The organism is Agrobacterium sp. 22094 (genome assembly GCF_052046015.1).
GTDB lineage: Bacteria > Pseudomonadota > Alphaproteobacteria > Rhizobiales > Rhizobiaceae > Agrobacterium > Agrobacterium cavarae.
Genome location: NZ_JBQEPX010000001.1, coordinates 193,690 through 219,356 on the forward strand (window position 1 = coordinate 193,690; position 25,667 = coordinate 219,356).

A 25,667-nucleotide genomic window follows, 5' to 3' on the forward strand; every position below is an offset into this window, starting at 1 on the left:
ACGACGCTATTCTTCCGGGGCGAAGAAAGCGTCGATCGCCGCAAGCGCCTGGGCACGGTAGATGTCGCGTTCCTGAAACAGTTCGTGGCGCGCACCGATGACCGGGATCAACTGTGCCGCGCGGAAATTGCGCGACAATTCCTCCTGCACTGCATAGGGCGTGATGGTGTCGAGAACCGGGGCCAGCAACAGGGTGGGAATGGTGATCCGGGTCAGGCGATCCTGACGCGTCACTTTCGGCATGATCTTCATGACTTCGTAGAGCCAGCGCGCCGTAGGCCTGCCGATGAAAAGCTCCGGATGGCTGTTGGCGATCGCAATGTTTCGGGCAAAACGGTCGGAATCGGAGGTCAGCGGATTACCATCGAAATCCCGTTCGCGATTATCCCTGCCCAATTGCTTGCCGCCAAAACCCGTCCATGTCAGCGCCGTGGCGACGGTCTTGATCCAGCGTGGCGAAACGGATTGGCCCCCAAGCCCGACAAAGGGCGAGCAGAGCGCCATGCGCTCGATGCGGTTGGACAGTTCCGGCGCCATGGAAAGCGCGATCAGCCCGCCGGTGGAGTGTGCCACCAAGAAGAAGGGCAGGCGGGTATCCGGCAGCACCACCTGTTCCAGAAAGAGCGATACATCCTTCTGGTAATCGGAAAAACGGCGCACATAGCCGGCGTCCGCCTTTTTCAACAGCCGCGCCGAGCCGCCCTGGCCGCGCGTGTCGAAAGTGGCGACCCAGAAGCCCTTGGCCGTCAGATCGCGGATCGTCTCAAAGTATTTCTCGATCGTTTCATTGCGTCCGTGCAGCAGCACGATGGTGCCGCGTGCAACCGGTCTTTCGGAACGGAAGATTGCGTAGCGCAGGCTCTTCTTGCCATGGCCTTCAAAGGTTCCGACATGGCGGTTGTCGGGCACGGGGTTGCCTTTGGTCTCATGGAGAATGGCTTCGGTCATCGATATCCTGCCTCGGGGCAAATCGTGGTCGTGCGGAGAGGTGTTTGAAGGGGATAGGTTGAGCGGTTGTGTCCGTCAAAGGAAAACATGCGCAAAACGGACAAGGCGGGAAAAATTGCCGGAACCGTCGGTTTAGCAGTCGCGGTTCCGGCCAGTCGGACAAAGAAGAAGGGACGATGCTTCTCTGCCCTCGAAGTTGCCTCCGATAGGGTGGTTCTAGCGGTCGCTCAATGAACGGATCTGGAACCTGCCATTCAGAAATCGTTCAGGTGAAATCGAATGCCTTTTTCCCTCTTGAACTGCCAAAACACCATTCCCACCTATTGCTCACGGTCGCCAGAACGGGGCCGTGTCAAGGTTTCTTTCATCGCCAGAACGGGATGGAGAGCCACACTCGCAAACAGTCGCTTCTAAGGAGGACACCATGCGTCACGTTGATTTTTCCCCACTTTATCGCTCCACCGTCGGTTTCGACCGTCTGTTCTCGATGCTCGACAGCATCGGCCAGCCGGAGCAGGCTCAGGCCTATCCGCCCTATAATATCGAGCGGACCGGCGAGAATGCCTATCGCATCACCATGGCGGTTGCCGGCTTCGACGAGACTGAACTCAGCATCGAATCCCGCGCCAATGTGTTGACCGTCAAGGCCGAGAAGGCTGAAGACACCAAGGCATCCGAGGGCGACTTCCTCTATCGCGGCATTGCCACGCGCGCCTTCGAGCGCCGCTTCCAGCTTGCCGACCATGTGGAAGTGCAGAATGCTTCGCTGAAGAACGGTCTTCTGCATATCGACCTTCTTCGCAACATTCCCGAAGCCATGAAGCCCCGCCGCATCGCGATTGCGACCGACGCATCGGACGCGCCGAAGCAGATCGAGGCACAGGTAACGCCAACCCAGGTGAACTAACCTCGAGGTTAGCGCGTGAATGAGAAGACGGCTCCCGCGAGGGGGCCGTCTTTTTGCGTTTATGGATGGGCGAGGCTCACTCTGGCGTCAGCCTCGTGCCGCGCTCAGCCGCCTTACGATGCCGTCTTGGCGGCGATGGCAGCGGCCTCGGGCGCGTCTGCCGCCGGTGCAGCAATCTTCGCAGCCTCCGCTTCCTTCGCCTTCTTGGCATAGCGCTGCGCAATCACGGCGCAGGCCATCAGCTGGATCTGGTGGAAGAGCATGATGGGCAGGACGATGGCGCCGATGCTTTGGCCGGCAAAGATGGCGCCAGCCATCGGCACGCCGCTTGCGAGGCTCTTCTTCGATCCGCAGAAGGTAATGGTGATCTCGTCTTCCTTCTTGAAGCCGAGCAAACGGCTGCCGAACATGGTGACGCACAGCACGAGCGTCAGGAGCACGATGTTGATGCCGATGACGACGGCAATATCGCGCAGCGTAAACTGATGCCAGATGCCTTCCACGACGGCGTCACTGAAGGCGAGATAGACGACCATCAAAATTGAGCCGCGATCGACGGGGGCCAGAAGCGTCTTGCGGGCGCGTATCCAGTTGCCGATCCACGGTTGAAGAGCCTGACCGGCAATGAAGGGAAGCAGCAGCTGCAGGAAAATCTGGCCAAAGGCATCGAGCGAAAAGCCGCCGCCGTGGCCGCCGACGGTAAAGAGGAAGCCGACGAGCAAAGGCGTCAGGAACATGCCGAAAATATTGGAAGCCGAGGCTGCGCAGATCGCCGCTGGGACATTGCCGCCCGCCATGGAGGTGAAGGCAATCGAGGACTGCACTGTGGACGGCAGAACGCATAGAAACAGCACGCCCATATAGAGCGGCTGCGGCAGTATGCTGTCTGGAATGTAACCGAGCGAGATGCCGAATAGCGGGAAGATACCAAAGGTGACGAGAAGGATGACGAGGTGAAGCCGCCAGTGCAGCATGCCCGCCAGTACCACATCACGTGACAGACGTGCGCCATGCAGGAAGAAGAGTAGCGCAATGGCGCATTTCGTCGCGATGGAGAAATAATGTGCAGGCTCTCCGCTGATCGGCAGCAGCGAGGCGAGGATGACGGTGGCGACCAGCATCATGGTGAAGCGGTCTGGCAGGAAGCGGCTCATGGCGCGGCCTTTCTAGAATGTGGTGCGCCGAGGGGCTTGGCGCTCTGCAATCGTTTGATCCGTCGTAACCAACCTAAAGCGTGAGGACCGTGAAAGATCCCGCACCCTCCAAGCCGGTTTGCGGATTGAAATCAGCCCCACTATCGCTCATCATGAAACTAGATGCAAAAACTAACAGTTATCATGTTTCGAGATAGCCATGCTGAACCTCCAACATCTTGCAAGCTTCGTTACCCTCGAGCAGACGATGAGTTTCACCCAGACCGCCGAACGGTTGGGGATCGGCCAATCGACCGTCAGCCAGCACATCCAGCGGCTGGAAGCGTCGCTCGGCCAAAAGCTGATCGCCCGTGACACCCATCGGGTGCGCTTGACGCCGGAGGGCGAGGCGCTTCTTGGCTATGCCCGCAATATGCTGGATCTCAACAATAAGGTGGCGGCTCTCTTCGGCGAGAGCAGGCTGCGCGGTCGCCTGCGTCTCGGCGTTTCGGAGGATTTCGTCGCAAGCCGTCTCACCGTCATTCTGGAAGAGTTCACGAGGCTTTATCCGCTGGTCGATCTGGAGCTGACGGTATCGCTTTCCGGCGTGCTCTATCAGATGCAGGACAATGGCGAACTCGATGTGGTGCTGGCGAAGCGTCGGCTTGGCGATCAGCTCGGCCATTTCCTTTATCGCGAGCCGTTGATCTGGCTTGCCAAGGACCCGGATGCGATCCTAGCCCGCAAGGAAGCGCTGCCGCTCATCGCCTTCCCGCCGCCCAGCATCACGCGCAAAGCCGCGCAAGAAGCGCTCGATCGGGCTGGCGTTGCCTGGCGGATCGTCTGCACCTGCGGAAGTCTCAGCGGGCTGACGGCGGCTGCCCGCGCCGGCATGGGTGTTCTTGTCCAGCCTCGCAGCATGGCACCGTCCGGCTTGCGGGAGTTACCGCAAGGCAGTCTGCCCTCGCTGGAAGACGTGGAGTTCGTGCTGCAGCCGCGCAAGGGCGCGGATGCAGAACTGGTGCGGGCACTCTCCTCGCTGGTTACGGCGAAGGGGATGGTGCCGGGCAGTTATGCGTGAGCGTGCAGCGCCTTACGCCCGACCGCAAATACGCAGAAACGAATCCACGTCGCTCTCTTCCGTCGCAAAGCTGGTGACGAGGCGGATCAGCTGTTCGTTTTCGCCGACAGGCTGCTGCATGTCGTGCGGAACCGGCCAGTCATAGAAGCTGGCACCGGCATCGCGGGCAGCCTTGGCAGATTGCTTGTCCAGGACGACGAAGAGTTCGTTGGACTGTGTGGGCCAGGCGAGGCGGGCGCTGTTGGAGGCCGAGAGCCCGTCGCGCAGGCGGTTTGCCATGGCGTTGGCATGGGCGGCAAGCTCCAGCCACAGGTCGTTCTGGAAATAGGCGTCGAACTGGGCCGCCATGAAGCGGGTCTTGGAGAAGAGCTGGGCGGAGCGCTTGCGGATGAAGGGCAGGTCTTCTGCCATTTTCGGATCCATGTAGACGATGGCTTCCGCGCACCAGCAGCCGTTCTTCGTTGCGCCGAAGGAGAGGATATCGACGCCGCGCTTCCAGGTCATTTCGGCTGGCGTGGTATCGAGCGCGGTCAGCGCATTGGCAAAGCGCGCACCATCCATATGCAAGGGAACGCCGGCGCTCTTGGCGATTTGCGAGATCGCCGAGATCTCATCGAGATCGTAGATCGTGCCCTGCTCGGTCGCCTGGGTCATGGTCACCAGCATCGGCTGGCCCTGGTGAATGGAGCCGGGCGGAAAGCGGTCGATGGCAGCCTTCAAGTTCTTTGGCACCATTTTGCCGTTTGGCCCTGCCACCGGCATCAGCCGCGAGGCATTGGAGAAGTAGATCGGCGCGCCGCACTCGTCCTCGATCACATGGGCTTCGGAATGGCAAAAGGCGATGCCGCCGGGGCGGGCGACGCTTGCGAGCGCCAGGGAGTTCGCCGCCGTGCCCGTGCCGACGAAGAAGACAGCGACTTCGCGTTCGAAGATTTCATTGAACTTCTTCTCAATCGCCTGGTCCAGTTCGCTGGTGCCGTAAGCGGCGGCAAAGCGGGTGGATTCCTTCATCAGCCGCTCGTTGATGGCCGGGTGGGCGCCAGCCCAGTTATCAGAGGCAAAAATCATCGTCAGCACTTTCAAGCATGTTGCGGGCAGAAATGTCGCGCGGTTGGCACGGTTGGCAAGACTAGGCCCGTGGTTTTACGAGCATATTTCAGCCAAGGCAAATCCGGTAATGAAAGCAATTATTCCGACGCCGGCGGAGAAGAAAATTACGCGTTCCTTTGTTCTGTTGAAATTTCGCGTCACAATGGTTCTCTATAAATTAACGGCATCCCCTTGCGGAAGGTGGGTGTTTCTGTCATTGTTCAGACAGAATTAAGACAGCATTGCTGTCCTAAATTGAAATGCGGAGACGGATTTGGCTTTCAGGATTGAAGCCGGATCGGCCTCCGCCTCTCTGCGTGACACCATGCAACGAGTTTGCAGGAGGGATGAAAATGACCATACGGCTGGAAGGCGAAAACGCCCAAGGACTTCAGACCCTGGCACTTCAGACGAATGACTGTCCGAGCGACGCGCCGATGGCGATCGCGCCTCGCGCCACGATTGGCGGTCTTCCGGCCAAGCAGGGTCTTTACGATCCGCGCAATGAGCACGATGCCTGCGGCGTCGGCTTCGTCGCGCATATGAAGGGTCAGAAGTCGCACCAGATCGTCAAGGACGGTCTCTTCATCCTTGAGAACCTGACGCATCGCGGCGCTGTCGGTGCCGACCCGCTGATGGGTGATGGAGCTGGCATCCTCGTGCAGATCCCCGACCGCTTCTTCCGTGAGGAAATGGCAAAGCAGGGCGTGACGCTGCCCAAGGCCGGCGAATATGCCGTTGGTCACATCTTCTTCCCGCGCGATCCGGAACGCATCGAACATTATAAGAAGGTGATCGTCGATGTGATCGGCGAAGAGGGCCAGCAGTTTCTCGGCTTCCGCGACGTGCCGGTGGACAATGCCTCGCTCTCCAAGGCGGCGGACATTGCCGCGACCGAACCGCATCACGTGCAGGTCTTCATCGGCGCGGGTCGCGAAGCTGCGACCAATGCCGAATTCGAACGCCGTCTGTTCCTGATCCGCAAGGTTCTGTCCAACCGCATCTATGATGCCGGCGGCGGCAAGGAAGCGCAGGATTTCTATCCGGTGTCGCTCTCCTCCTCAACCATCGTCTACAAGGGCATGTTCCTGGCCTATCAGGTCGGCGCTTATTATAAGGACCTCTCCGACCCGCGCTTCGAAAGTGCTGTGGCGCTCGTTCACCAGCGCTTCTCCACCAACACCTTCCCGTCCTGGAAGCTGGCGCACCCATACCGCATGGTTGCCCATAACGGCGAAATCAACACGCTGCGCGGCAACGTCAACTGGATGGCGGCGCGTCAGGCTTCGGTCTCGTCCGAACTCTTCGGCGACGATATTTCCAAGCTCTGGCCGATCTCCTATGAGGGCCAGTCGGATACCGCCTGCTTCGACAACGCGCTGGAATTCCTGGTGCGCGGCGGCTACTCGATGGCCCATGCGGTCATGATGCTGATCCCGGAAGCGTGGGCTGGCAACCAGTCCATGTCGGCTGAGCGCAAGGCGTTTTACGAATATCACGCGGCGCTCATGGAGCCATGGGATGGCCCCGCTGCCGTTGCCTTCACCGATGGCAAGCAGATCGGTGCGACGCTCGACCGTAACGGTCTGCGTCCAGCCCGCTACCTCGTCACCGATGATGACCGCATCATCATGGCTTCCGAAGCCGGCACGCTGCCAGTGCCGGAAGAGCGCATCGTCAAGAAGTGGCGTCTGCAGCCTGGCAAGATGCTGCTGATCGACATGGAAAAGGGCGAGATCATTTCGGATGAGGACGTCAAGCACGAACTTGCCGCCAAGCACCCGTACCGCACCTGGCTCGATCGCACCCAGCTGATCCTGGAAGACCTGAAGCCTGTTGAGCCGCGCGCGCTGCGCCGCGACGTTTCGCTGCTCGATCGTCAGCAGGCCTTCGGCTATACCAGCGAAGACACCAAGCTTTTGATGTCTCCGATGGCGACCACCGGCCAGGAGGCCGTTGGCTCCATGGGTACTGACACGCCGATCTCGGCCATGTCGGAAAAGTCCAAGCTGCTTTACACCTATTTCAAGCAGAACTTCGCGCAGGTCACCAACCCGCCAATCGATCCGATCCGCGAAGAGCTGGTGATGAGCCTTGTGTCCTTCATCGGCCCGCGCCCGAACCTTCTGGACCATCAAGGTGCAGCCCGTGCCAAGCGTCTGGAAGTGCGTCAGCCGATCCTGACCAATGGCGATCTGGAAAAGATCCGCTCCATCGGCCACACGGAAGACCGTTTTGACACCAAGACGCTCGACTTCACCTATGATGTGGAGCGTGGCGCCGAAGGCATGCCGGAAATGCTCGATCGTCTGTGCGAGCGGGCGGAATCGGCCGTTCGCGGCGGTTACAACATCATCGTTCTGTCCGACCGTCAGGTGGGTCCGGACCGCATCGCCATCCCGGCGCTGCTTGCAACGGCTGCCGTCCACCATCACCTGATCCGCAAGGGTCTGCGCACCTCGGTCGGTCTCGTTGTCGAAACCGGCGAGCCGCGCGAAATCCATCACTTCTGCCTGCTGGCCGGCTATGGTGCGGAAGCGATCAACCCCTATCTCGCCTTCGACACGCTGCTCGACATGCACAAGCATGGCGCCTTCCCGAAGGAAGTCTCCGAAGATGAAGTGGTCTATCGCTACATCAAGGCGGTGGGTAAGGGCATTCTCAAGGTCATGTCCAAGATGGGCATTTCCACCTACCAGTCCTATTGCGGCGCGCAGATCTTCGACGCCATCGGCCTGTCGTCGGAATTCATCGAGCAGTATTTCTTCGGCACCGCCACCACCATCGAAGGTGTGGGCCTGAAGGAAATTGCCGAAGAGACCGTGACACGCCACATGGCGGCCTTCGGCAAGGACCCGATCCTTGCCAACACGCTCGATATTGGCGGCGAATATGCCTATCGCATGCGCGGCGAAAGCCACGCCTGGAGCCCGGATTCGGTTGCCACCCTGCAGCATGCCGTGCGCGGCAACAGCCAGGAGCGTTACCGCGAATTCGCCGAGATGGTGAATGACAGCAACCTGCGCATGAACACCATTCGTGGCCTGTTCAAGCTCAAGAGCGCCGAGCAGTCCGGTCGCAAGCCGATTTCCATCGATGAGGTCGAGCCGGCGGTCGATATCGTCAAGCGCTTCTCCACTGGTGCGATGTCCTTCGGTTCGATCAGCCGTGAAGCGCATACCACGCTCGCGATTGCGATGAACCGCATCGGCGGCAAGTCCAACACGGGCGAAGGCGGCGAAGAGTCCGACCGTTACATGCCGCTTCTCAACGGCCAGCCGAACCCGGAACGCTCCGCCATCAAGCAGATCGCCTCCGGCCGCTTCGGTGTGACGACGGAATATCTCGTCAATGCCGACATGCTGCAGATCAAGGTTGCGCAGGGTGCCAAGCCCGGCGAGGGCGGTCAGTTGCCCGGCCACAAGGTGGATGCAACGGTTGCCAAGACCCGCCACTCGACGCCGGGTGTCGGCCTGATTTCACCACCGCCGCACCATGACATCTACTCGATCGAAGATCTGGCACAGCTGATCTACGACCTGAAGAACGTCAACCCGGAAGCCGATGTTTCCGTCAAGCTCGTCTCCGAAGTGGGTGTGGGTACGGTTGCTGCCGGTGTCGCCAAGGCACGCGCCGACCATATCACCGTGTCCGGCTTCGATGGCGGCACGGGTGCATCGCCGCTCACCTCGCTGAAGCATGCCGGTAGCCCATGGGAAATCGGTCTTGCCGAAACTCAGCAGACGCTGGTGCTGAACGGTCTTCGTTCGCGCATCGCGCTGCAGGTGGATGGCGGTCTGAAGACCGGTCGCGACGTCATCATCGGTGCGCTTCTGGGGGCCGACGAGTTCGGTTTCGCCACCGCGCCGCTGATTGCGGCGGGCTGCATCATGATGCGCAAGTGCCATCTCAACACCTGCCCTGTCGGCGTTGCCACGCAGGACCCGGTTCTGCGCAAGCGCTTCAAGGGCACGCCAGAACACGTCATCAACTACTTCTTCTTCGTTGCCGAAGAAGTGCGCGAAATCCTCGCTTCGCTTGGTGTTTCCAGGCTGGACGAGATCATCGGCGCTTCGGAGCTTCTGGAGAAGGATGAGATGCTGGCGCACTGGAAGGCACGTGGGCTCGATTTCAGCCGCATCTTCCACAAGGTGGAAGCGCCGAAGGAAGCGACCTACTGGACCGAGCGCCAGAAGCATCCGATCGACGACATTCTCGACCGCAAGCTGATCGAGAAGTCCATGCCGTCGCTGGAAAACCGCGAGCCGGTGGTCTTCGAAGTACCGATCAAGAACGTCGACCGCTCCGCCGGCGCGATGCTGTCCGGCGCGCTTGCCAAGCGCTGGGGTCATAAGGGCCTGAAGGACGATACGATCCACGTGACGCTGCGCGGCACGGCTGGTCAGTCTTTCGGCGCGTTCCTGGCGCGTGGCATCACCTTCGATCTGGTCGGTGACGGCAACGACTATGTCGGCAAGGGTCTGTCTGGTGGTCGCATCATCGTGCGTCCGCCGGAAAATGCCCGTATCGTTGCGGAAAACTCGATCATCGTCGGCAACACCGTGCTTTACGGCGCGATCACCGGCGAGTGCTACTTCCGCGGCGTGGCCGGCGAGCGGTTTGCCGTGCGCAACTCGGGTGCGATTGCCGTTGTCGAAGGCGTGGGCGACCATGGCTGCGAATATATGACGGGCGGCATCGTCGTGGTTCTGGGTGAAACCGGCCGCAACTTCGCAGCCGGCATGTCCGGCGGCGTGGCCTATGTTCTGGATGAGACGGGCGACTTCGCCAAGCGCTGCAACATGGCGATGGTCGAGCTGGAGCCGGTTCCGGAAGAAGACGACATGCTGGAAAAGCTGCACCATCACGGCGGCGATCTCATGCACAAGGGACGCGTCGACGTTTCCGAGGACATGACACGCCACGACGAGGAGCGCCTGTACCAGATGATCTCCAACCACTTCCACTACACCAACTCCACCCGCGCCAAGGACATCCTTGACCGCTGGAGCGAGTTCCGTCCGAAGTTCCGCAAGGTCATGCCGGTCGAGTACCGCCGTGCGCTTGAGGAAATGGAGCGGCTGAAAATGGGTGTTGCGGCGGAGTAAATCCGCCGCGTGGCAACGGTTCATCGACTGATTTTGCAGCTCATCGCACTCGCCCCACCAGCGGCGATATGGGTAGCCAGCGGCGAAATCAGATTTGAGTTTATCGTGCTGGGGGCGATCATGGGCATCGCTTACTGGTACTGGGGTCCGAGCGGGACCCTGCTTTGATGTGAGGAAAGTAACATGGGCAAGGTTACAGGTTTTCTGGAGATCGATCGTCAGGTTGGCAAGTATCAGCCGGCGTCGGATCGTATTCGCCATTTCCGGGAATTCACCATTCCCATGTCGGATGCCGAGGTGCAGAAGCAGGCCGCGCGCTGCATGGACTGTGGCATTCCCTATTGCCATGGCCCGACCGGCTGCCCGGTGCACAACCAGATCCCCGACTGGAACGATTTGATCTATAACAACAATTGGGAAGAGGCGATCCGCAACCTCCATTCCACCAACAACTTCCCGGAATTTACCGGCCGTGTCTGTCCGGCTCCTTGCGAGGAAGCCTGCACGCTGAACCTCGAAGATGCGCCGGTTGCGATCAAGACGGTGGAACAGGCGATTGCCGACAAGGCCTATGAGCTGGGCTTCATCGTGCCCAAGCCCGCCACTGTCCACACCGGCAAGAAGGTTGCGATCATCGGTTCCGGCCCGTCCGGTCTTGCCGCTGCCCAGCAGCTTGGCCGTGCCGGTCACGAGGTGCATGTCTATGAGCGCGAAACCAAGGCCGGTGGCCTGCTGCGCTATGGCATTCCCGACTTCAAGATGGAGAAGAACTTCATCGATCGTCGCGTAGAGCAGATCAAGGGCGAAGGCGTCACCTTCCATTACGGCGTCAATGTCGGCGTCGACATGAGCGCAGAACAGTTGATGGCCGAGCATGATGCCGTGCTCTATTGCGGCGGCTCGGAAACCCCGCGTCCGGCAGGTATCGGCGGCACGGAGTTCCATGGCGTTCACGATGCCATGCCCTATCTGGTGCAGCAGAACCGTCGCGTCGGCCGCGAAAACATCGACAGCGTCGGCTGGCCTGCCGATCCGATCCTCGCTGGCGGCAAGCATGTCGTCGTCGTCGGCGGTGGCGATACCGCGTCTGACTGCGTCGGAACCGCCTTCCGCCAGGGTGCCGTCAAGGTGACCCAGCTCGACATCCGCCCGATGCCGCCGGAGAAGGAAGACAAGCTAGCCGTCTGGCCCTACTGGGCAACCAAGATGCGCACCTCGTCCTCGCAGGCCGAAGGTGCCGCGCGTGAGTTCCAGGTGGCGACGCTTGAATTTGTCGGTGACGAGGATGGTGTTCTGACGGGCGTGAAGTGCTGCCAGGTGGATGAGCGCCGCAAGCCGATCGCCGGCACGGAGTTCATCATCAAGGCGGATCTCGCCTTCATCGCCATCGGCTTCTCCGGCCCCTTCACCGATAGCATTTTGAAGGAACTGGACGGCAAGCTGACGCTCAACACCGACCGTCGTGGCTCCACCAACGTCGTTGCCAACGATCGTGACTACAAGACCTCGATCGACAAGCTCTGGGCAGCCGGCGACGTGCGCCGTGGCCAGTCGCTGGTCGTCTGGGCCATCCGCGAAGGTCGCCAGGCGGCGCGCGCCATCGACGAAGCCCTGATGGGAAGCTCGGTTCTGCCGCGCTGATCAGCGGCTTACCTGTCAGATTGTCAAACGCCCGGGACATCGTTCCGGGCGTTTGTGTTTTACTCCGCCGCCATGAACCGTTCGCGATAGGCCTGCGGGCTGACGCCGAAGCGGCGCTGGAACAGGCGGCGTAGCGTTTCCTCGCTGCCGAAGCCGGCGCGGCGGGCAGCGCGCGAGACCGGTTGCGCCTGTTCCAAGAGGCGCCTCGCCGTTTCTAGACGCATTTTCTCCAGCGCTTTTACCGGTGTCACGCCGGTTTGCTCGCGGTAGTGGCGGGAGAAACTGCGCAGGCTCATCCCTGCCTTGTCGGCAAGATCACCAAGTGACAAGTCCTGCGTGATGTTTTCCATCATCCAGGCATGCAAGCCGTCGAAGCGACCACCTTCATCCTGAAGCGTAAGGGCCGCGCTGAATTGTGACTGCCCGCCGGGGCGCTTGAGGAAGACGACGAGCTGGCGTGCGACGGCGAGCGCAACATCGCGTCCGAGATCGTTTTCCACCAGCGCCAGTGCCAGATCGATGCCGGCCGTCACGCCGGCGGAGGTCCAGATGCTGCCGTCCTGAATGAAGATCGGGTCGGGATCGAGCCGGACCTTGGGGAAGCGTTTCCGGAACTCGCCACAGCGCTGCCAGTGCGTGACTGCGCGTCTGCCGTCCAACAGGCCGGTGCTGGCCAGCAGAAAGGCACCGCTGCAGACCGAAGCCGTCCGTCGCGCCAGCTTGGAGCGCTCCGCGATCCAGCTGATCAAAGCCTGATCCTCGCAGGCACGGTAGACGCCCCAGCCACCGGGAACGATCAGCGTGTCTATCGGCTGGTCGCTTACGGAAAGGGGAGAAGTGCCGATCGGCAATGCGGAGGAAGTGACGATCGGATTGTCAGCGCCGACTGCGACCGGCTGATAGGGCGCTGGCTTTCCAGCGTGCAGATAGAAATCATTGGTCGAGGCGAAGACCTGCAGGGGGCCGGCGACATCCAGAAGCTGGACGTCCGGGAAAGCTAGAATTTCGATGCGGCGGGTCATTTTGGCCTGAAGCGTGGGATGAATGGCAATCTCGCCAAACGATGCGCGCCTATCATGCTCTCGTCAACAGGAGAGTTCACATGACCTATCGCTTCGGTTTCCTCGTCTTTCCGAATATCCAACAGCTCGATCTGACCGGGCCTTACGAGGTCTTTGCGTCGGCGCAAGACAGCGCGGTGCATCTGGTCTGGAAGGACAAGAGCCCGGTTCGCTCCGTGACCGGGATCAGCTTCACGCCGGATGTCGATTTCGACGATAGCCCGCAATTCGATGTGCTCTGCATTCCGGGCGGCGGCGGCGTCAATGCGCTGCTAGGCGATGAAGAGGTGCTGGAGTTCATCCGCAGCCAGGCAAAGGGCGCGCGCTTCATCACCTCGGTCTGCACCGGTTCGCTGGTGCTTGGCGCTGCCGGACTGCTGAAGGGCAAACGGGCGGCGACGCACTGGAACGCGATGGATTTCCTGCCGCATTTCGGCGCGACGCCCGTTCATGAGCGCGTGGTGAAGGACGGCAATCTGATCACCGCTGGCGGTGTGACCTCCGGTATCGATTTCGGTCTTTCGCTTCTGGCCGAGTTGATGGGCCGGGAGGAAGCCGAGATCGTGCAACTGTCGCTGGAATATGCGCCGGCGCCGCCCTTCCACTCGGGCACCCCGCAAGAAGCGTCGCCCGATGTCCTGGAAAAGGCGAAAGGTCGGATCGCGCGTTCGCGTCAGGAACGGGAACGGCTGGTCGCCCAGATCGCTCGATAGCGGCGGCTTACCAGCGCATGCCCACAAAAAAACGGCCCCCGTGCATCTGCGCGAGGGCCGTTTTCCACATGTGTGGACATCAATGCTTGTTCTTGTGGCTCTGCTGGCCGGCCTTCATGTGCTGCTCCGGCGAGCCGCCCTGCTTGCCGCTGCTCTTGCTGTCCGCTGAGGACTTGGAAGATGCGCTGCGGGTTGACTTGTCGTCGCTGTTCTTGTGCGACTGCTTGCCGGCTTTGACGTGCTGTTCGTGCGTGCCACCTTGATTGGCCATGACGGTATACTCCTCATATCCATCTTTTTAAGCAAGGCCTCATGCCTTGCCGGGCGTTAACACGAGGCCAGCATTGATCGTTCCGATTTTAATATTTCGTGAAGACAAAGATCGTCGTTCGGGTAGCCGACTACCGGTTTTCTCGCAAAACGTTCATTTCGCGGCGGTTTCATCCTTTGGCGGCATGCGATAATCATCCACGCGGCCAAGCGGCGCATCTTCCATCAGCCCGCGCTTCGTCAGTCTTTCGCGTGGTGTTTCGACGACGGAGAATTTCGCAGGCGCCTGCTTGCCACCCAGCAGCGCGTCGCCACCGTCGAGGTCAGGGTCGGTCAGGCTGATCGGTTGGGTGCGCACCTGCTGCGCATCGATGCCGAGAGCGGGCAGCGAGGTGAGGGAGGGCAGGTTGCTGCCGTCCAGCGTGCCGAGGCCGGGCTCGGCACCATCCAGATGGCGGCGGACGAATTTTTCCACATAGAAGGCAAGCTTCTGCTTGCCGGCCTGCGTCATGCCGATGCCATCCGCTTCACGCAGACGGGCCTGCTGGCCGTTCACATCATAGCCGGTGGTCACGTATTTGCCGCCCTCATCGACGAAGCCATCCCAGACATCGACGAACTCGCCGCCGAGCTTTTCGATATGGCTGCGGTAAAGCCGGTTGAAGCCGACGAAGTCGGCCGTCAGCGATGGCGACTGGAAGGCGGGCAGGCCAACCCAGAGCACCGGCACCTGCTGGCGCTTGGCAAGCGTGATCAGCGCATCGATGCGCCGCTCATATTCCTTGAACCAGATCTCGCTACCGTATTTCTCCTTGGTGCCGCCAATGTCCATGGCCTGACGGTCGTTGGAACCCATCATGATGATGATGGTGGCGGGCTTGGTGTCCTTGATGAATTGCGGAAGATTGGCGAACCAGTCGTAGTAATCGGAGCGCACGAGGCCGGATGAGCCATTGGCGCGGACATCGATGGCAATGCTTGCCGAGGTCTCGAAGGTGGAGACCAGTGCCTCGCCCATGGCGCCGGCGAGGAAATCGCCGACGACGAGAACACGTCGGGCATTCTCCAGCTTCTCAACGGGTGCGGGCTTGGCGGTGCGCATCTGCACCACCGAGGGTGTGCTGCGGGGTGCGGGAGGCCTGGTGACGGAGCGGCTGGAATTTTGCCGCTGCGGCGCTGCCTGCCGGCGCTGCTCGCGGCGTTCGGGCGCATAGAGACGATCATTATACTGGTTGGGGCCGCCGAAGAGCATTTCCATCAGCGTGCGGCGCTCGCGATACTCCTGCGCAATGGCAGGTGCCGTCCAGGAGGGCAGGCTGAATGTCACGACAAGAAGCGCGACTCTGCCGCGCTTCATGATCTTTGCAAAGGGTCCTGCTTCTCTTGTGGTCATGGCGTGATGTTCCCGAGACGGTCCCATTGATTATATTCTAATGTACGAGGCTCGTCAGGACTTTTATCCGCTAGGCGATCGGTTGCCCGATCAGTTACGAAGCGCTCTCAGCAAGGTCTGCGATGGCTCGCCGTCATTTTGCAGGCCCATGCGCTTCTGGATGGCGCTGATCGCCGCTTTCGAGCCGGAGCCGAAATTGCCGTCGATTTCGCCATCATAATAGCCGAGTTCCTTCATGCGCGTCTGGAGCTCGAACTTCTCCTTGATGTCGAGCGTGCCATTCGGGCGCGGCCACTTCTGCTGCATCCCGCCGAAACCGGCAATCTCGTCGGCCAGAAGGCCGACGGCCAGCGCGTAGCTGTCCGACGCGTTGTAGCGCTTGATGGTGAAAAAGTTCTTGGTCATCAGGAAGCCCGGACCGTTCGAACCACCTTCGAGCTTCAGCGTCGCGCGGTCCGAACCGCGCGGGAAACCCTTGCCATTGGGGCGGAAGAAGCCGAGCTTCTGCCATTCGGCCAGGCTCTTCGTCTGGTCCGCATAGCGCGCACCACCCGCAGGCACCGCCGTCTCGTAACCCCAGGTGCGGCCGGGCTCCCAGCCGTTCTTGGCCAGAAGATTTGCAGCGGTTGCCAGCGCATCCGGCACGGAATGCCAGATGTCGCGCTTGCCGTTACCGTCGGCATCGACCGCATAGAGCAGGTAGCTCGTCGGGATGAACTGGGTGTGGCCCATGGCGCCCGCCCAGGAGCCGGTCAGCTGCTTTGGCGTCACATCACCGGACTGCAGGATCTTCAGTGCGGCAATCAACTGAGTGCGGGCAAACTTGGCCCGCTTGGGATCGGAATAGGCGAGCGTTGCCAGTGCCTGGGGAATATTGTGCAGGCGTTCGGGCTTTTCCAGCACCGCGCCGTAATTGGATTCCATCGACCAGATGGCGAGGATGACGTGCTTGTCGACGCCGAAATTGCGCTCGATCCAGTTGAGCGTCGTGGCGTGCTTCATCTTCATCTCGCGGCCGATGCGCACCGTATAGGGGTTCACGCGGCTATCGAGATAATCCCATATCTGAGTAGTGAATTCTGGCTGGAAGGTTGCCTTGCGCAGCGCGTCCGGATCAGGTTCAGTCACGCCTGCAAAGGCTTTCTGATAGGTCGCGCGCGAAATGCCTTCCTTGGCGGCTGTGGCATAGAACTGGTTGATCCATTGTTTGAAACCCGCATCTGCACTTGCAGTGACGGGCGTCAAAGCAATGGTCAGGCCTGCGAGTGCCACGCAGCCAAATTTACGGACGCCGGAAAGGATCATCTTTTTCATCGTCAGTCTTTCGTTTCTCTCGAATGTCAGTTCGATTGCGAGATACGCATCGGGCTTCACGATGGGGTACCAAATTAAAGTCAACAAATTCTTTACCATTAACGATAGGTAAGGTCACGCTTTGCAAAAACTTGCCACTTTTGTCATAACAAGTTCGTGTGCGTTACTTAAATGCCGTTGAAATCTCTGAGGAGGGATGTGTGGTAGAAAAAAAGAAAATTCGGAAAGCGGTCTTTCCGGTGGCTGGCCTTGGCACCCGTTTCCTGCCGGCAACCAAAGCTGTTCCGAAGGAAATGCTCACCGTCGTTGACAAGCCGGTCATCCAATATGTGGTGGACGAAGCGGCTGAGGCTGGTATCGAGCATTTCGTATTCGTGACCGGACGCGGCAAGGGCGTGATCGAAGACTATTTCGATATCCAGTTCGAACTGGAGCAGATGCTGCGCGAGCGTAACAAGAACGCCGAACTGACGCTGCTGACGAACATTCTGCCCAAGGCCGGTACGGCCAGCTTCACCCGCCAGCAGGTTCCGCTCGGTCTTGGCCATGCGGTCTGGTGCGCCCGTGACATCGTCGGCGACGAGCCTTTTGCCGTTCTTCTGCCCGACATGATCATGACCGGCGACAACAAGTCCTGCCTCAAGGGCATGGTCGAGCTCTATGATCAGAGCGGCGGCAACGTTCTGGCGGTCGAAGAATGCGCACCGGAACTCGCCCATCGTTACGGCATCGTCGCGCCTGGCGAAGAGATCGGCAACGGTTTCCGCATCACCGACATGGTGGAAAAGCCTGCCAAGGGCACGCAGCCATCGAACTACTTCATCAACGGCCGCTACATCCTTCAGCCGGAAATCTTCACGCTTCTGGAAACGCAGGAGCGCGGTGCCGGCAATGAGATCCAGCTGACCGACAGCATGCTGAAGCTCTTGAAGCAGCAGGATTTCACCGCCTATCCGTTCCGCGGCGAGACCTACGACACAGGCGCCAAGGATGGCTTCATTCTGGCAAACCTGGCTTTCGCCCTGCAGCGCGAGGACATCCGTCCGCTGATCGAAGGCCCGCTGAAGGACATCATCGCCAAGATGGGCTGATGACGAGATCGCTCTTGCCCTGCCATGTCGGACTTGGTCTCAGGTGGCGGGGGAGGCATCGGTTCTAAAAAACGTCAATCCCGGCCTCGTGCCGGGATTTGTTTTTGTGGCATAGGCCCACACTTGTCAGGTGTAATGGTCGGGCTCGCGGACCTTCCATAAGGCTATGAAAGCTTGACCCACTGCTGGCCGGGTTCGTTTGCGAAGTGCGATTTATGTCGCTGATAAAGCTCCTCATTCCTATGCTTGTCGCAGAAATCCAGTCAGACCAAGTCTTTGGTCTGAAAAGACCTTTCTCGCCGCGCAGACGCGCGTCTGCTGGATTTCTGTGACAAGCGCGGGAATGAGGGTGCAAACGATAGCTATGGCTCATTAAACCGGACAGCAGTGGGTCAAGCTGAAGGATCACCCTGACAGCACCAACATCCTATCGCTTGAGCGTCAGGCCAGCACCGATGCGCCAATTGTGGTTGTTGGTCACGGGCGTGGTGTCGTAGCTGACGTCGGTGGTGAAATCGAGGTAGCGGTTGATGTTCCAGGTCAGGCCGGCGCCAAGCGTATATTTCGTCTCGTCCCTGATGCTGGAGGTCTGGAAGTTGCGGTGTTCCAGTCCGGTCGTCAGCCGTGCCACGAGGTCATAGCGCAATTGCTGGATCAGGCCGACGGTCAACTGACGCGTCACCCAGCCGCCCTCCGGGCCGCCGGCAAAGTCTTCTATGTCTGTCTTCAGGCCGAAGTTGACGTCCGTTCCGCGCATCGGCGACCAGGTGAGGGTGCCATCGGTGGTCAGCGCGTTGACGGAAGCCAGGCGGCTATCGTCATAGTCGCGCCTCAGAAGACCGACGGCGACTTCGCCGCGCCACTTCTCGCCAAGATCGATCTGCGTTCCGACCTTCGCGCCATAGGAGACGGAGGAGCGCTGATAGCCGGTTCTGTCTGTCTTCTGGTCGTAGGAGCTGAGCGCCCCTGTCGCTTCCAGGAAGGGAATGAGGGCGGGCGACACTTCGTAGCCGACACGTCCGCGGATGGCCACGCCTGCGCGATCGCGATCGGAGAGGCTGATCGGCTGGCCGTTAAGGCCCTTGGCGTCGGTATAGACGGTGCGCGACAGATCGAGTGCGGCGAGCGTCTTGACGAGGGCGACATTGTGCTCGACCGACGCGCCAGTGGTGAAGAGGTGCTCGCCACCCTGCACCGCCGCACCGGTAATGGCGTTCGGATCGGTGGTGTCCTCGCGGCTGAAGGTGTAGCCGGCTTTCAGCCTGGCTGTCGTCTGGTCGGCCAGATCGAGCCTCAGTTCGGCCTGCACATTGGCGCTCGGACTTTCGCCCGCGCTGCTGCCGCCGAGATTGCGCTCATAGATCCCTTCGCCGGTGACGGTGAGCGCGTGGCGAGACCAGTCGCTCGTCAAGGTGCCGCGAATGCCGGTCGCCAGATAATTGCGGTTGGTCGATCCTGTGGCGAATGTCTTGTTCTCGTGGTTGATCGTCTGGCTGATGGACGGGCGCAGCGTCAGTGTGCCGATGCGGATGCCGGGCGCGGTGCCATCATCGATCGCAACCTTTTCACCGCCATCGAGCGTCGTCTCATAGGTGTTTTCCCGCCGATCGACCGGCTCAATCGCCTCATCGACAGGCTCCGCCACGGCGCTGCCAGGATCGACGCTCGTGCGCGTACCGTTTGTGGTCGTGGTGCCGGTGGTTGGTCTCGGCGTCGGAACGACGGTCGCGGCAGGCGTCGGGTTCTGACCGGAGGCTGGATCGTTGGCATAAGGGTCGGCGCTTTGCAGCCCGGCAGGCTGCACCGGCGTGTTCCGATCCGTATTCTGTCCGGCATTCTGGCCCGTGTTCTGGCCTCTATTCTGCCCGAGCGTCTGCGCTTGCGCGGGCAGGGGCAACGCGAGGGAGAGAGACGCGCACAGCGACAGGCAGGCCGGCAGAGCGGCGGCTGCTCTGCGCAACGTCTTTTGACGTAGCGCGGTGCTGTGAGAGGTCATGCGTTTCACCCGGTTCGGTATCTTGGTTACTCAAAGGTAAAATCGCATGGTTAATATCTGGTTGATTATGCGCCTTCTTTCGGCTGATCATCAGGGGTAGGAGCGGATTTCGCCAATGGACAGGCAAAGGCGAAAATAGTAACAGTCCCGCCATGACCACGAGATCTGCTGCCCTGACCGAAAACAACGCCATCGAGTCTGCGCTGAGAACCGTTTCGATCGAGCGGAACGGGCTGGCGGCGCTGGAGACTGCGCTTTCCGAAGAGCTTGGCGACGCCTTTGCCAAAGCCGTCGATGTGATCGGCAACATCACCGGGCGGCTGATCATCACTGGCGTTGGCAAAAGCGGCCATATCGGTGCCAAGCTTGCGGCGACCTTTGCCTCCACCGGCACGCCCGCCTTCTTCGTGCATGCAGCAGAAGCCAATCATGGCGATCTTGGCATGATCGGTGGCAATGATGTGGTGCTGGCGATCTCCAAGGGCGGCGAGAGTGCCGAGCTTCGCAGCATCATCAATTACACCCGCCGCTTTGCCATTCCGCTGATTGCGCTGACCTGCGCCAAGGGCGGATCGTTGGCGAAAGCCTCCGATATCGTGCTTCTGATGCCGGATGAGGAAGAAGCCTGCCCGCACCGGCTGGCGCCGACCACCTCCACCTTGATGCAGCTTGCCCTTGGTGATGCGCTGGCGATCGCGCTTCTGGAAGCACGTAAGTTCACTGCAGGCGATTTTCGCGTGTTTCATCCCGGCGGAAAGCTCGGTGCCAGCCTGACGCTTGTCGGCGACATCATGCACACCGGCGAGCGCGTGCCGCTGGTGGCGCAGGGCACTCCGATGGCCGAGGCGATCCGGGTTCTGGCGCAGAAGCATTTCGGCTGCGTGGCAGTGCTGGATGAAGATGGCCGCCTTTGCGGCATCGTCACCGAGGGCGACATGGCGCGCAATCTGACGCGCAATCTGGCGGAACTGACGGTGGACGACATCATGACACGCACGCCGAAGACCGTGACGAAAGAGGTTCTGGCGACGGCGGCACTCGCCACGCTCGAGAAGCACCATATCGGCTCGCTGATCGTCATCGATGCCGAGAACCGGCCGATCGGCCTCGTTCACTTCCACGATCTGCTTCGGATCGGCGTGGCCTGATCTATGCTATCGCAGGCTTGCGTCTGTTGCCGTAAAGGGTGAGCACGAGACCCGCTGCGACAATCAGCGTCGCCCCCATCACGGTTTGGGGGGTGGGCACGTCTCCAAATATCAGAAAGCCGAGGATGCTGACCCAGATGAGGCTCTGATATTCCAACGGCGCCAGCAGAGACGCCGGCGCAAGACGATAGCCTTCCAGGAACAGCATCTGCGCGAGCACGATCTCTATCCCCAGTATCACGCACATGCCGATTTCGAACCAACTGGCGGGCATGGTCCAGTCCATCAGCAGGCCGCTGACCAGACAGAAGACGAGCCCCGTCGTCAGCAACTGCGCCTGCGTGCTCTCCCTGGTCGCCGCCTTGCGGGTATAGACAACCGTAAGAGCCCAGAACAGGCCGGAAGCAAAGGCAAGGAGCGTTGGCGCGAGGTTGAGGGACCCGGCCGGGTTGGCGGCGATCACCGTGCCGATCATCCCCATGACAACCGCTGCCCAGCTTGCCCTTCCGACCTTTTCGCCGAGGATCGGTATGGAGAGGACGACGATGATCAGCGGGGCTGTGGCGTAAAGCGTCGTAACCTGTCCAAGCGGCATAAGCTTGGCCGCGGCGAAGAAACAGAAGGTGCAGGCGATTTGAAACAGCGCCCTCAGCGCCGTCGCCCACTTATAGGGGCTCTTGATGACCTCCCGGCACGCGGCAGGCTTTATCAGGAGGGTGGCAACCACCATCACGAAGCTGCGGATGAAGATGAGCTGCCATACGCCGAACAGGTCTCCCATCCACGCCATCGTGGCATAGTGCAGTGAGTACATCATGTAGGAGCCGCAAACCAGGATGATGCCGAGTGCGGTTTTCTCGCGGGTGATGGTCACCGCTGACGGCGCGGCGTCTTCTTCGTGCACCTGCAGACATTGCGGCGCGGCAGGACCTTCGCGAGGGGTGCTGGGTATGATGGTTTCATTTGACATCGGCCACCCACAAACCCCTTAATGCCTCAATATGAATCAGATAGTAGACCGGTCGTCTAGTTATGGCTCGAGAGAATGCGACACGACACAAGCTTATTTGCGAAGGGCTGAAAGGCCTTATGGCGCATGGCTATGAGGGGGTGGGTATAGGGCCTATCCTTGCCAGTGCGGATGTCCCAAAGGGATCGTTCTACCACTTCTTCAAGAGCAAGGACGATTTCGTCGGCGCAATCATCGAGCATTACGCCGAGATTTGGGACGCGCGGCGCAAAGACATCTTTGCCGATGAGAGGCTGAGTTCGCTGGAACGTCTCGATGCCTATCTTGCGGTGCTGGAAGGTACGATCCAGGAAGAGCACCCAGCAGGCGGTTGTCTGCTTGGCGTCTTGGGACAGACCATTTCAGGCCGAAGCACCATGCTGCGGGCGAAGCTCGCTGAGGCTTACCGTTCCTGGGAAAACAGCATCGCGGGTCTTCTTCAGGAGGCGGAGAAGGCTGGAGAGTTGAGGGCGGGTGTCGAGCCGCAAATGGCTGCCGTGGAGCTGATCGACGCTTATGAAGGTGCGATCATCCGCGTCAAGCTCAACGACGATCTGGAAGCCTTTGCGCGGTTTCGAAAATTGGCGATCGCCAAATTGCGTCGTGACCGCGATGAGCAGGTCCGCAGCGCATAGAGCCAGCCGAAGGCGACAAATCGGTCGGCACTCGCCTTACGTCATCGCCCGAGAGCGTTTCCTTACAACACCGAAACGCGCTGGTAGCTTAACCCATTGAACGGCGTCAGCGCTTAAGCCTTCTCCACCGTCAGGGTGCGGCCATGGGCCGAGGCGATGCGCACGCGTGTGCCGGCGGGCTGGTCGGTGCCTTGCACGGGCCACCAAGTGTCATCCAGACGAATGCGGCCGCGGCCTTCGGTGATCGGCTCCTGAAGGGTTGCCGTGCGGCCGATGAGGCTTGCCTCGCGCTGGTTGAGGAAGGGTTCGTCGGTTGTCGCGTGCTTGCGGTCGTAGTAGCGGCGACCGGCAATGGCGAAGACGACGGAAAGTGCTGCAAAGAGCAGGAGCTGGATCTGCCAGCCCCAGAAGCCCATGTCCCACAGCGCCAGAGACAGCGCGCCGACCACCAGTGCAGCCGCGCCGATCCAGATCAGGAAAACGCCGGGGGCCGCCAGCTCCGCCACCAGCAGGATGGCCGCCAGCAGCCACCAGCTCCAGGGACCGAGATCGGCGACGAGTTTCTGGATCATGTCACTTGTCCGTCGGGCCGGCGAAAGGGTTGGGAACGGTCACGTTGATCGTCTGGCCGCTGGGGCGGTTGGATGGCGGAACGGAGGAACGGCCTGTCGTGGCGCGTGGAGCAGGCGGCGGTGTCGTGCCGTCATTGTCCCTGCCGAAGACCTCACGGGCAATGGCGCCGATGCCGCCGAGCGAGCCGATCAGCGAGGAGGCTTCCATCGGCATCAGCACGATCTTGGAATTGGTCGCCTTGCCGATATCGGCCAGCGCCTCGGTGTATTTCTGGGCGATGAAGTAGTTGATGGCGTGGATATCGCCGGCGGCAATCGCTTCCGAGACCATGCGGGTCGCATTGGCTTCGGCTTCTGCCAGACGTTCACGCGCCTCGGCATCGCGGAAGGCGGCTTCGCGCTGGCCTTCTGCTTCCAGAATGGCCGATTGCTTGGCACCTTCGGCGCGCAGGATCTGCGCATTACGCGAACCTTCGGCCTCCAGGACCTGAGCGCGCTTCTCACGCTCGGCTTTCATCTGGCGCGCCATGGACGTCACAAGATCCTTCGGCGGCGCGATATCCTTGATTTCGATGCGGGTCACCTTGATGCCCCAAGGACCCACGGCTTCATCGACGACACGCAGCAGGCGGTCATTGATCGCATCGCGGTTGGACAGAAGCTCGTCGAGATCCATGGAGCCCATGACGGAACGAATGTTGGTCATGGTCAGGTTCTGGATGGCGAATTCCAGATTGGCGATCTGGTAAGCGGCCTGGGCGGCGTTCAGCACCTGATAGAAGGCCACCGCATCGGACGACACGCTGGCATTGTCCTTGGTGATGACTTCCTGGGTCGGAATATCCAGCACCTGTTCCATCACATTCATCCGTGCGCCGATCCGCTCGATGAAGGGGGTGATGATGTTGAGGCCGGGTTCCAGCGTGCGGGTGTAGCGGCCAAAGCGCTCCACTGTATAGCGGTATCCCTGCGGCACGGTCTTGATACCGGCAACCAGCGTCAGGATGACAAGAACAACCGCCGCAATGACAAAAATATCGAAACCGCTCGAGTCCATTCCTGCTCTCCTGTTCAATCACCGGGCGAAAGAGAGGGCGGGATCAGACCCAGCCCTGCAACTCCTTGCGCACAACTTTTTCGAGAACCCGCATACCATCCGCACTGTCGTTGAGGCAAGGAACATGGGTGAACTTCTCGCCGCCATGGTGGAGGAAGCTCTCGCCCGCTTCGCCGGCAATTTCTTCCAAAGTCTCAAGACAATCGGAAACGAAGCCGGGGTTCATGACGGCAATGCGCTTGACGCCTTCGCTTGCGAGCTTCTCCACCGTCTTGTCGGTATAGGGCTGCAACCACTCTTCCGGTCCAAAGCGGGATTGGAAGGTGATGAGGAAGCGGTCCTTGTCCAGCCCCAGCTTTTCGCGCAGCAGGCGACCGGTCTTCATGCACTGGCAGTGATAGGGATCGCCCTTCCTGAAATAGGATTGCGGAATGCCGTGGAAGGACGCAATCAGCTTTTCCGGCTCCCAATCCAGTGTGGCCAGATGGGCCTTCACCGAGCTGGCCAGAGCATCGATGTAGGTTTCGTCATCGTGATAGGGCGGCACGGTACGAAGTGCGGGCTGCCAGCGCATCTTCATCAGATGCTCGAAGGCCTTGTCGTTGACGGTGGCCGTGGTCGCGGCGGCATATTGCGGGTAGAGCGGGAAGAGCAGGATCTTCTCGCAGCCCTCGGCCTTCAGCGCATCGATCTTGGACGCGATCGAGGGCTGGCCATAACGCATGCCCCAATCGACCACCACATTCGGCAGGTCGGTCAGCGCCTTCGCCATCAGCTCGGACTGGTTGCGGGTATAGGTGCGCAGGTAGCTTTCGTTCTTCTCGTGGTTCCAGATTTCCTCATAGGCCTTGCCGACTTTTTGCGGGCGCTTGTTCAGCACGATGCCGTAGAGGATCGGGTACCAGAAGACGCGCGACCACTCGATCACGCGCTTGTCGCTCAGGAACTCCGCGAGGTAGCGGCGCATGGATTTGTAATCCGTGCCATCCGGTGTGCCGAGATTGACGAGAAGAACGCCGACCTTGCCGAAGGAAACCTTCGGATGGTCCTTGGGCAGGTGGCTTGCGGGGAAAGCGGTGATATCTGCGGCCATTAACTTGTCCTGAACTCTCATGAATCGCGGAAGACTACGTCCGCTTTGATCTCTTGGATCAATCTTTAGACCATCAATCCCCTGATCTGAATTGATTTTTGACAAAGCGCGCGTGGCATATCAGCGCGATGCGGAATGATTGAGCGGTTGACGCCCCGTTGCGAGGGCCGCGACCTTGGCATTGTCCCTTCCGGGCACTCGTAAGCCGGTGGAAAGATGGATCCTCGGGTCAAGCCCGAGGATGACTCGGAGGAGGGGTTGAATCCCGCTTGGCAAAATCGGCGAAACAGGCAATCCGGTTAAAGATCCCAGGATCGGCGGATGGTCCATTGTGAATCTCGGACGACGAAAACCTCTCGACCGTCACCCTCGGGCTTGAGCCGAGGATCCATCTTTTCAACGACTTAA

Annotated in this window: 20 protein-coding genes; 8 read left to right on the forward strand and 12 right to left on the reverse strand. The window is 60.3% G+C overall.

The genetic code is table 11. From position 1 onward, the window contains the following. Positions 1-6 precede the first annotated feature (6 nt). Positions 7-948 (reverse strand): alpha/beta fold hydrolase, encoded by a 942-nt coding sequence (locus tag ACTJK5_RS00935; protein ID WP_440611653.1) that lies wholly within the window; start codon positions 946-948, stop codon positions 7-9. A 424-nt stretch (positions 949-1,372) separates the two neighbouring features. Here ACTJK5_RS00935 and ACTJK5_RS00940 point away from each other — a divergent pair, with 424 nt between their 5' ends. Continuing rightward, entirely contained in the window at positions 1,373-1,855 is a 483-nt protein-coding gene (locus tag ACTJK5_RS00940; protein WP_062598884.1) for an Hsp20 family protein, read from the forward strand. Between the two features lie 113 nt (positions 1,856-1,968). On the opposite strand, the gene ACTJK5_RS00945 is transcribed toward ACTJK5_RS00940, so the two are convergent. Continuing rightward, the gene (locus ACTJK5_RS00945; RefSeq protein WP_062598883.1) at positions 1,969-3,009 is read right to left on the reverse strand and encodes a bile acid:sodium symporter family protein; all 1,041 of its coding nucleotides are present in this window, start codon (positions 3,007-3,009) and stop codon (positions 1,969-1,971) included. 199 nt (positions 3,010-3,208) lie between these two features. Between ACTJK5_RS00945 and ACTJK5_RS00950 the strand changes: the two genes are divergently transcribed. Next, positions 3,209-4,069: a LysR substrate-binding domain-containing protein gene (locus tag ACTJK5_RS00950; RefSeq protein ID WP_062427882.1), complete on the forward strand. Its 861-nt coding sequence runs from the start codon at positions 3,209-3,211 to the stop codon at positions 4,067-4,069. A 12-nt stretch (positions 4,070-4,081) separates the two neighbouring features. Here ACTJK5_RS00950 and ACTJK5_RS00955 read toward each other — a convergent pair whose 3' ends face one another. Continuing rightward, complete coding sequence (locus ACTJK5_RS00955) at positions 4,082-5,137, reverse strand: threonine aldolase family protein (RefSeq protein WP_112953604.1); 1,056 nt, start codon at positions 5,135-5,137, stop codon at positions 4,082-4,084. Between the two features lie 374 nt (positions 5,138-5,511). Here ACTJK5_RS00955 and gltB point away from each other — a divergent pair, with 374 nt between their 5' ends. Together gltB and ACTJK5_RS00965 are read left to right on the forward strand one after the other, a co-directional pair. Further along, positions 5,512-10,266: a glutamate synthase large subunit gene (gene gltB / locus ACTJK5_RS00960; RefSeq protein ID WP_440611654.1), complete on the forward strand. Its 4,755-nt coding sequence runs from the start codon at positions 5,512-5,514 to the stop codon at positions 10,264-10,266. Positions 10,267-10,449: 183 nt separating this feature from the next. Beyond that, positions 10,450-11,907 carry a glutamate synthase subunit beta gene (locus ACTJK5_RS00965; protein WP_062427885.1) on the forward strand — a complete coding sequence of 486 codons (1,458 nt, stop codon included), beginning with the start codon at positions 10,450-10,452 and terminating at the stop codon, positions 11,905-11,907. 59 nt (positions 11,908-11,966) lie between these two features. Here the strand turns inward: ACTJK5_RS00965 and ACTJK5_RS00970 are convergent, their stop codons facing one another. Continuing rightward, on the reverse strand, positions 11,967-12,929 hold the full coding sequence (locus ACTJK5_RS00970; protein ID WP_440611655.1) for a GlxA family transcriptional regulator: 963 nt from the start codon (positions 12,927-12,929) through the stop codon (positions 11,967-11,969). Positions 12,930-13,009: 80 nt separating this feature from the next. On the opposite strand from ACTJK5_RS00970, the gene ACTJK5_RS00975 reads away from it, so the two are divergent. Beyond that, positions 13,010-13,681: a DJ-1/PfpI family protein gene (locus tag ACTJK5_RS00975; protein ID WP_440611656.1), complete on the forward strand. Its 672-nt coding sequence runs from the start codon at positions 13,010-13,012 to the stop codon at positions 13,679-13,681. A gap of 79 nt (positions 13,682-13,760) precedes the next feature. Here ACTJK5_RS00975 and ACTJK5_RS00980 read toward each other — a convergent pair whose 3' ends face one another. From ACTJK5_RS00980 to ACTJK5_RS00990, 3 genes are all read right to left on the reverse strand, one after another. Continuing rightward, on the reverse strand, positions 13,761-13,952 hold the full coding sequence (locus ACTJK5_RS00980) for a hypothetical protein (protein ID WP_440611657.1): 192 nt from the start codon (positions 13,950-13,952) through the stop codon (positions 13,761-13,763). A 153-nt stretch (positions 13,953-14,105) separates the two neighbouring features. Then, complete coding sequence (locus tag ACTJK5_RS00985; protein ID WP_440611658.1) at positions 14,106-15,344, reverse strand: DUF459 domain-containing protein; 1,239 nt, start codon at positions 15,342-15,344, stop codon at positions 14,106-14,108. Positions 15,345-15,434: 90 nt separating this feature from the next. Next, positions 15,435-16,658, reverse strand: coding sequence for a lytic murein transglycosylase (locus ACTJK5_RS00990; protein ID WP_062427985.1), 1,224 nt, complete (start codon positions 16,656-16,658; stop codon positions 15,435-15,437). A gap of 200 nt (positions 16,659-16,858) precedes the next feature. Here ACTJK5_RS00990 and galU point away from each other — a divergent pair, with 200 nt between their 5' ends. After that, complete coding sequence (gene galU, locus ACTJK5_RS00995) at positions 16,859-17,749, forward strand: UTP--glucose-1-phosphate uridylyltransferase GalU (protein ID WP_062427889.1); 891 nt, start codon at positions 16,859-16,861, stop codon at positions 17,747-17,749. Positions 17,750-18,176: 427 nt separating this feature from the next. Here the strand turns inward: galU and ACTJK5_RS01000 are convergent, their stop codons facing one another. Continuing rightward, on the reverse strand, positions 18,177-19,745 hold the full coding sequence (locus ACTJK5_RS01000; RefSeq protein WP_440611659.1) for a surface lipoprotein assembly modifier: 1,569 nt from the start codon (positions 19,743-19,745) through the stop codon (positions 18,177-18,179). A 152-nt stretch (positions 19,746-19,897) separates the two neighbouring features. Here ACTJK5_RS01000 and ACTJK5_RS01005 point away from each other — a divergent pair, with 152 nt between their 5' ends. After that, positions 19,898-20,893 carry a KpsF/GutQ family sugar-phosphate isomerase gene (locus ACTJK5_RS01005; protein WP_440611660.1) on the forward strand — a complete coding sequence of 332 codons (996 nt, stop codon included), beginning with the start codon at positions 19,898-19,900 and terminating at the stop codon, positions 20,891-20,893. A gap of 1 nt (position 20,894) precedes the next feature. Here ACTJK5_RS01005 and ACTJK5_RS01010 read toward each other — a convergent pair whose 3' ends face one another. Next, a complete protein-coding gene (locus ACTJK5_RS01010) occupies positions 20,895-21,863 on the reverse strand; it encodes a DMT family transporter (RefSeq protein ID WP_440611661.1) in 969 nt (322 codons plus the stop codon). 62 nt (positions 21,864-21,925) lie between these two features. On the opposite strand from ACTJK5_RS01010, the gene ACTJK5_RS01015 reads away from it, so the two are divergent. Continuing rightward, positions 21,926-22,537, forward strand: coding sequence for a TetR family transcriptional regulator C-terminal domain-containing protein (locus ACTJK5_RS01015; RefSeq protein ID WP_440611662.1), 612 nt, complete (start codon positions 21,926-21,928; stop codon positions 22,535-22,537). A gap of 113 nt (positions 22,538-22,650) precedes the next feature. Here ACTJK5_RS01015 and ACTJK5_RS01020 read toward each other — a convergent pair whose 3' ends face one another. The 3 genes from ACTJK5_RS01020 to hemH are packed head-to-tail and all read right to left on the reverse strand — an operon-like array spanning position 22,651 to position 25,259. Further along, positions 22,651-23,109, reverse strand: a complete 459-nt coding sequence (locus ACTJK5_RS01020) for an NfeD family protein (protein WP_116491975.1) — start codon at positions 23,107-23,109, stop codon at positions 22,651-22,653. Position 23,110: 1 nt separating this feature from the next. Then, entirely contained in the window at positions 23,111-24,166 is a 1,056-nt protein-coding gene (locus ACTJK5_RS01025; protein WP_440611663.1) for an SPFH domain-containing protein, read from the reverse strand. Positions 24,167-24,209: 43 nt separating this feature from the next. Next, entirely contained in the window at positions 24,210-25,259 is a 1,050-nt protein-coding gene (hemH, locus tag ACTJK5_RS01030; RefSeq protein ID WP_440611664.1) for a ferrochelatase, read from the reverse strand. Between the last annotated feature and the right edge of the window lie 408 nt (positions 25,260-25,667).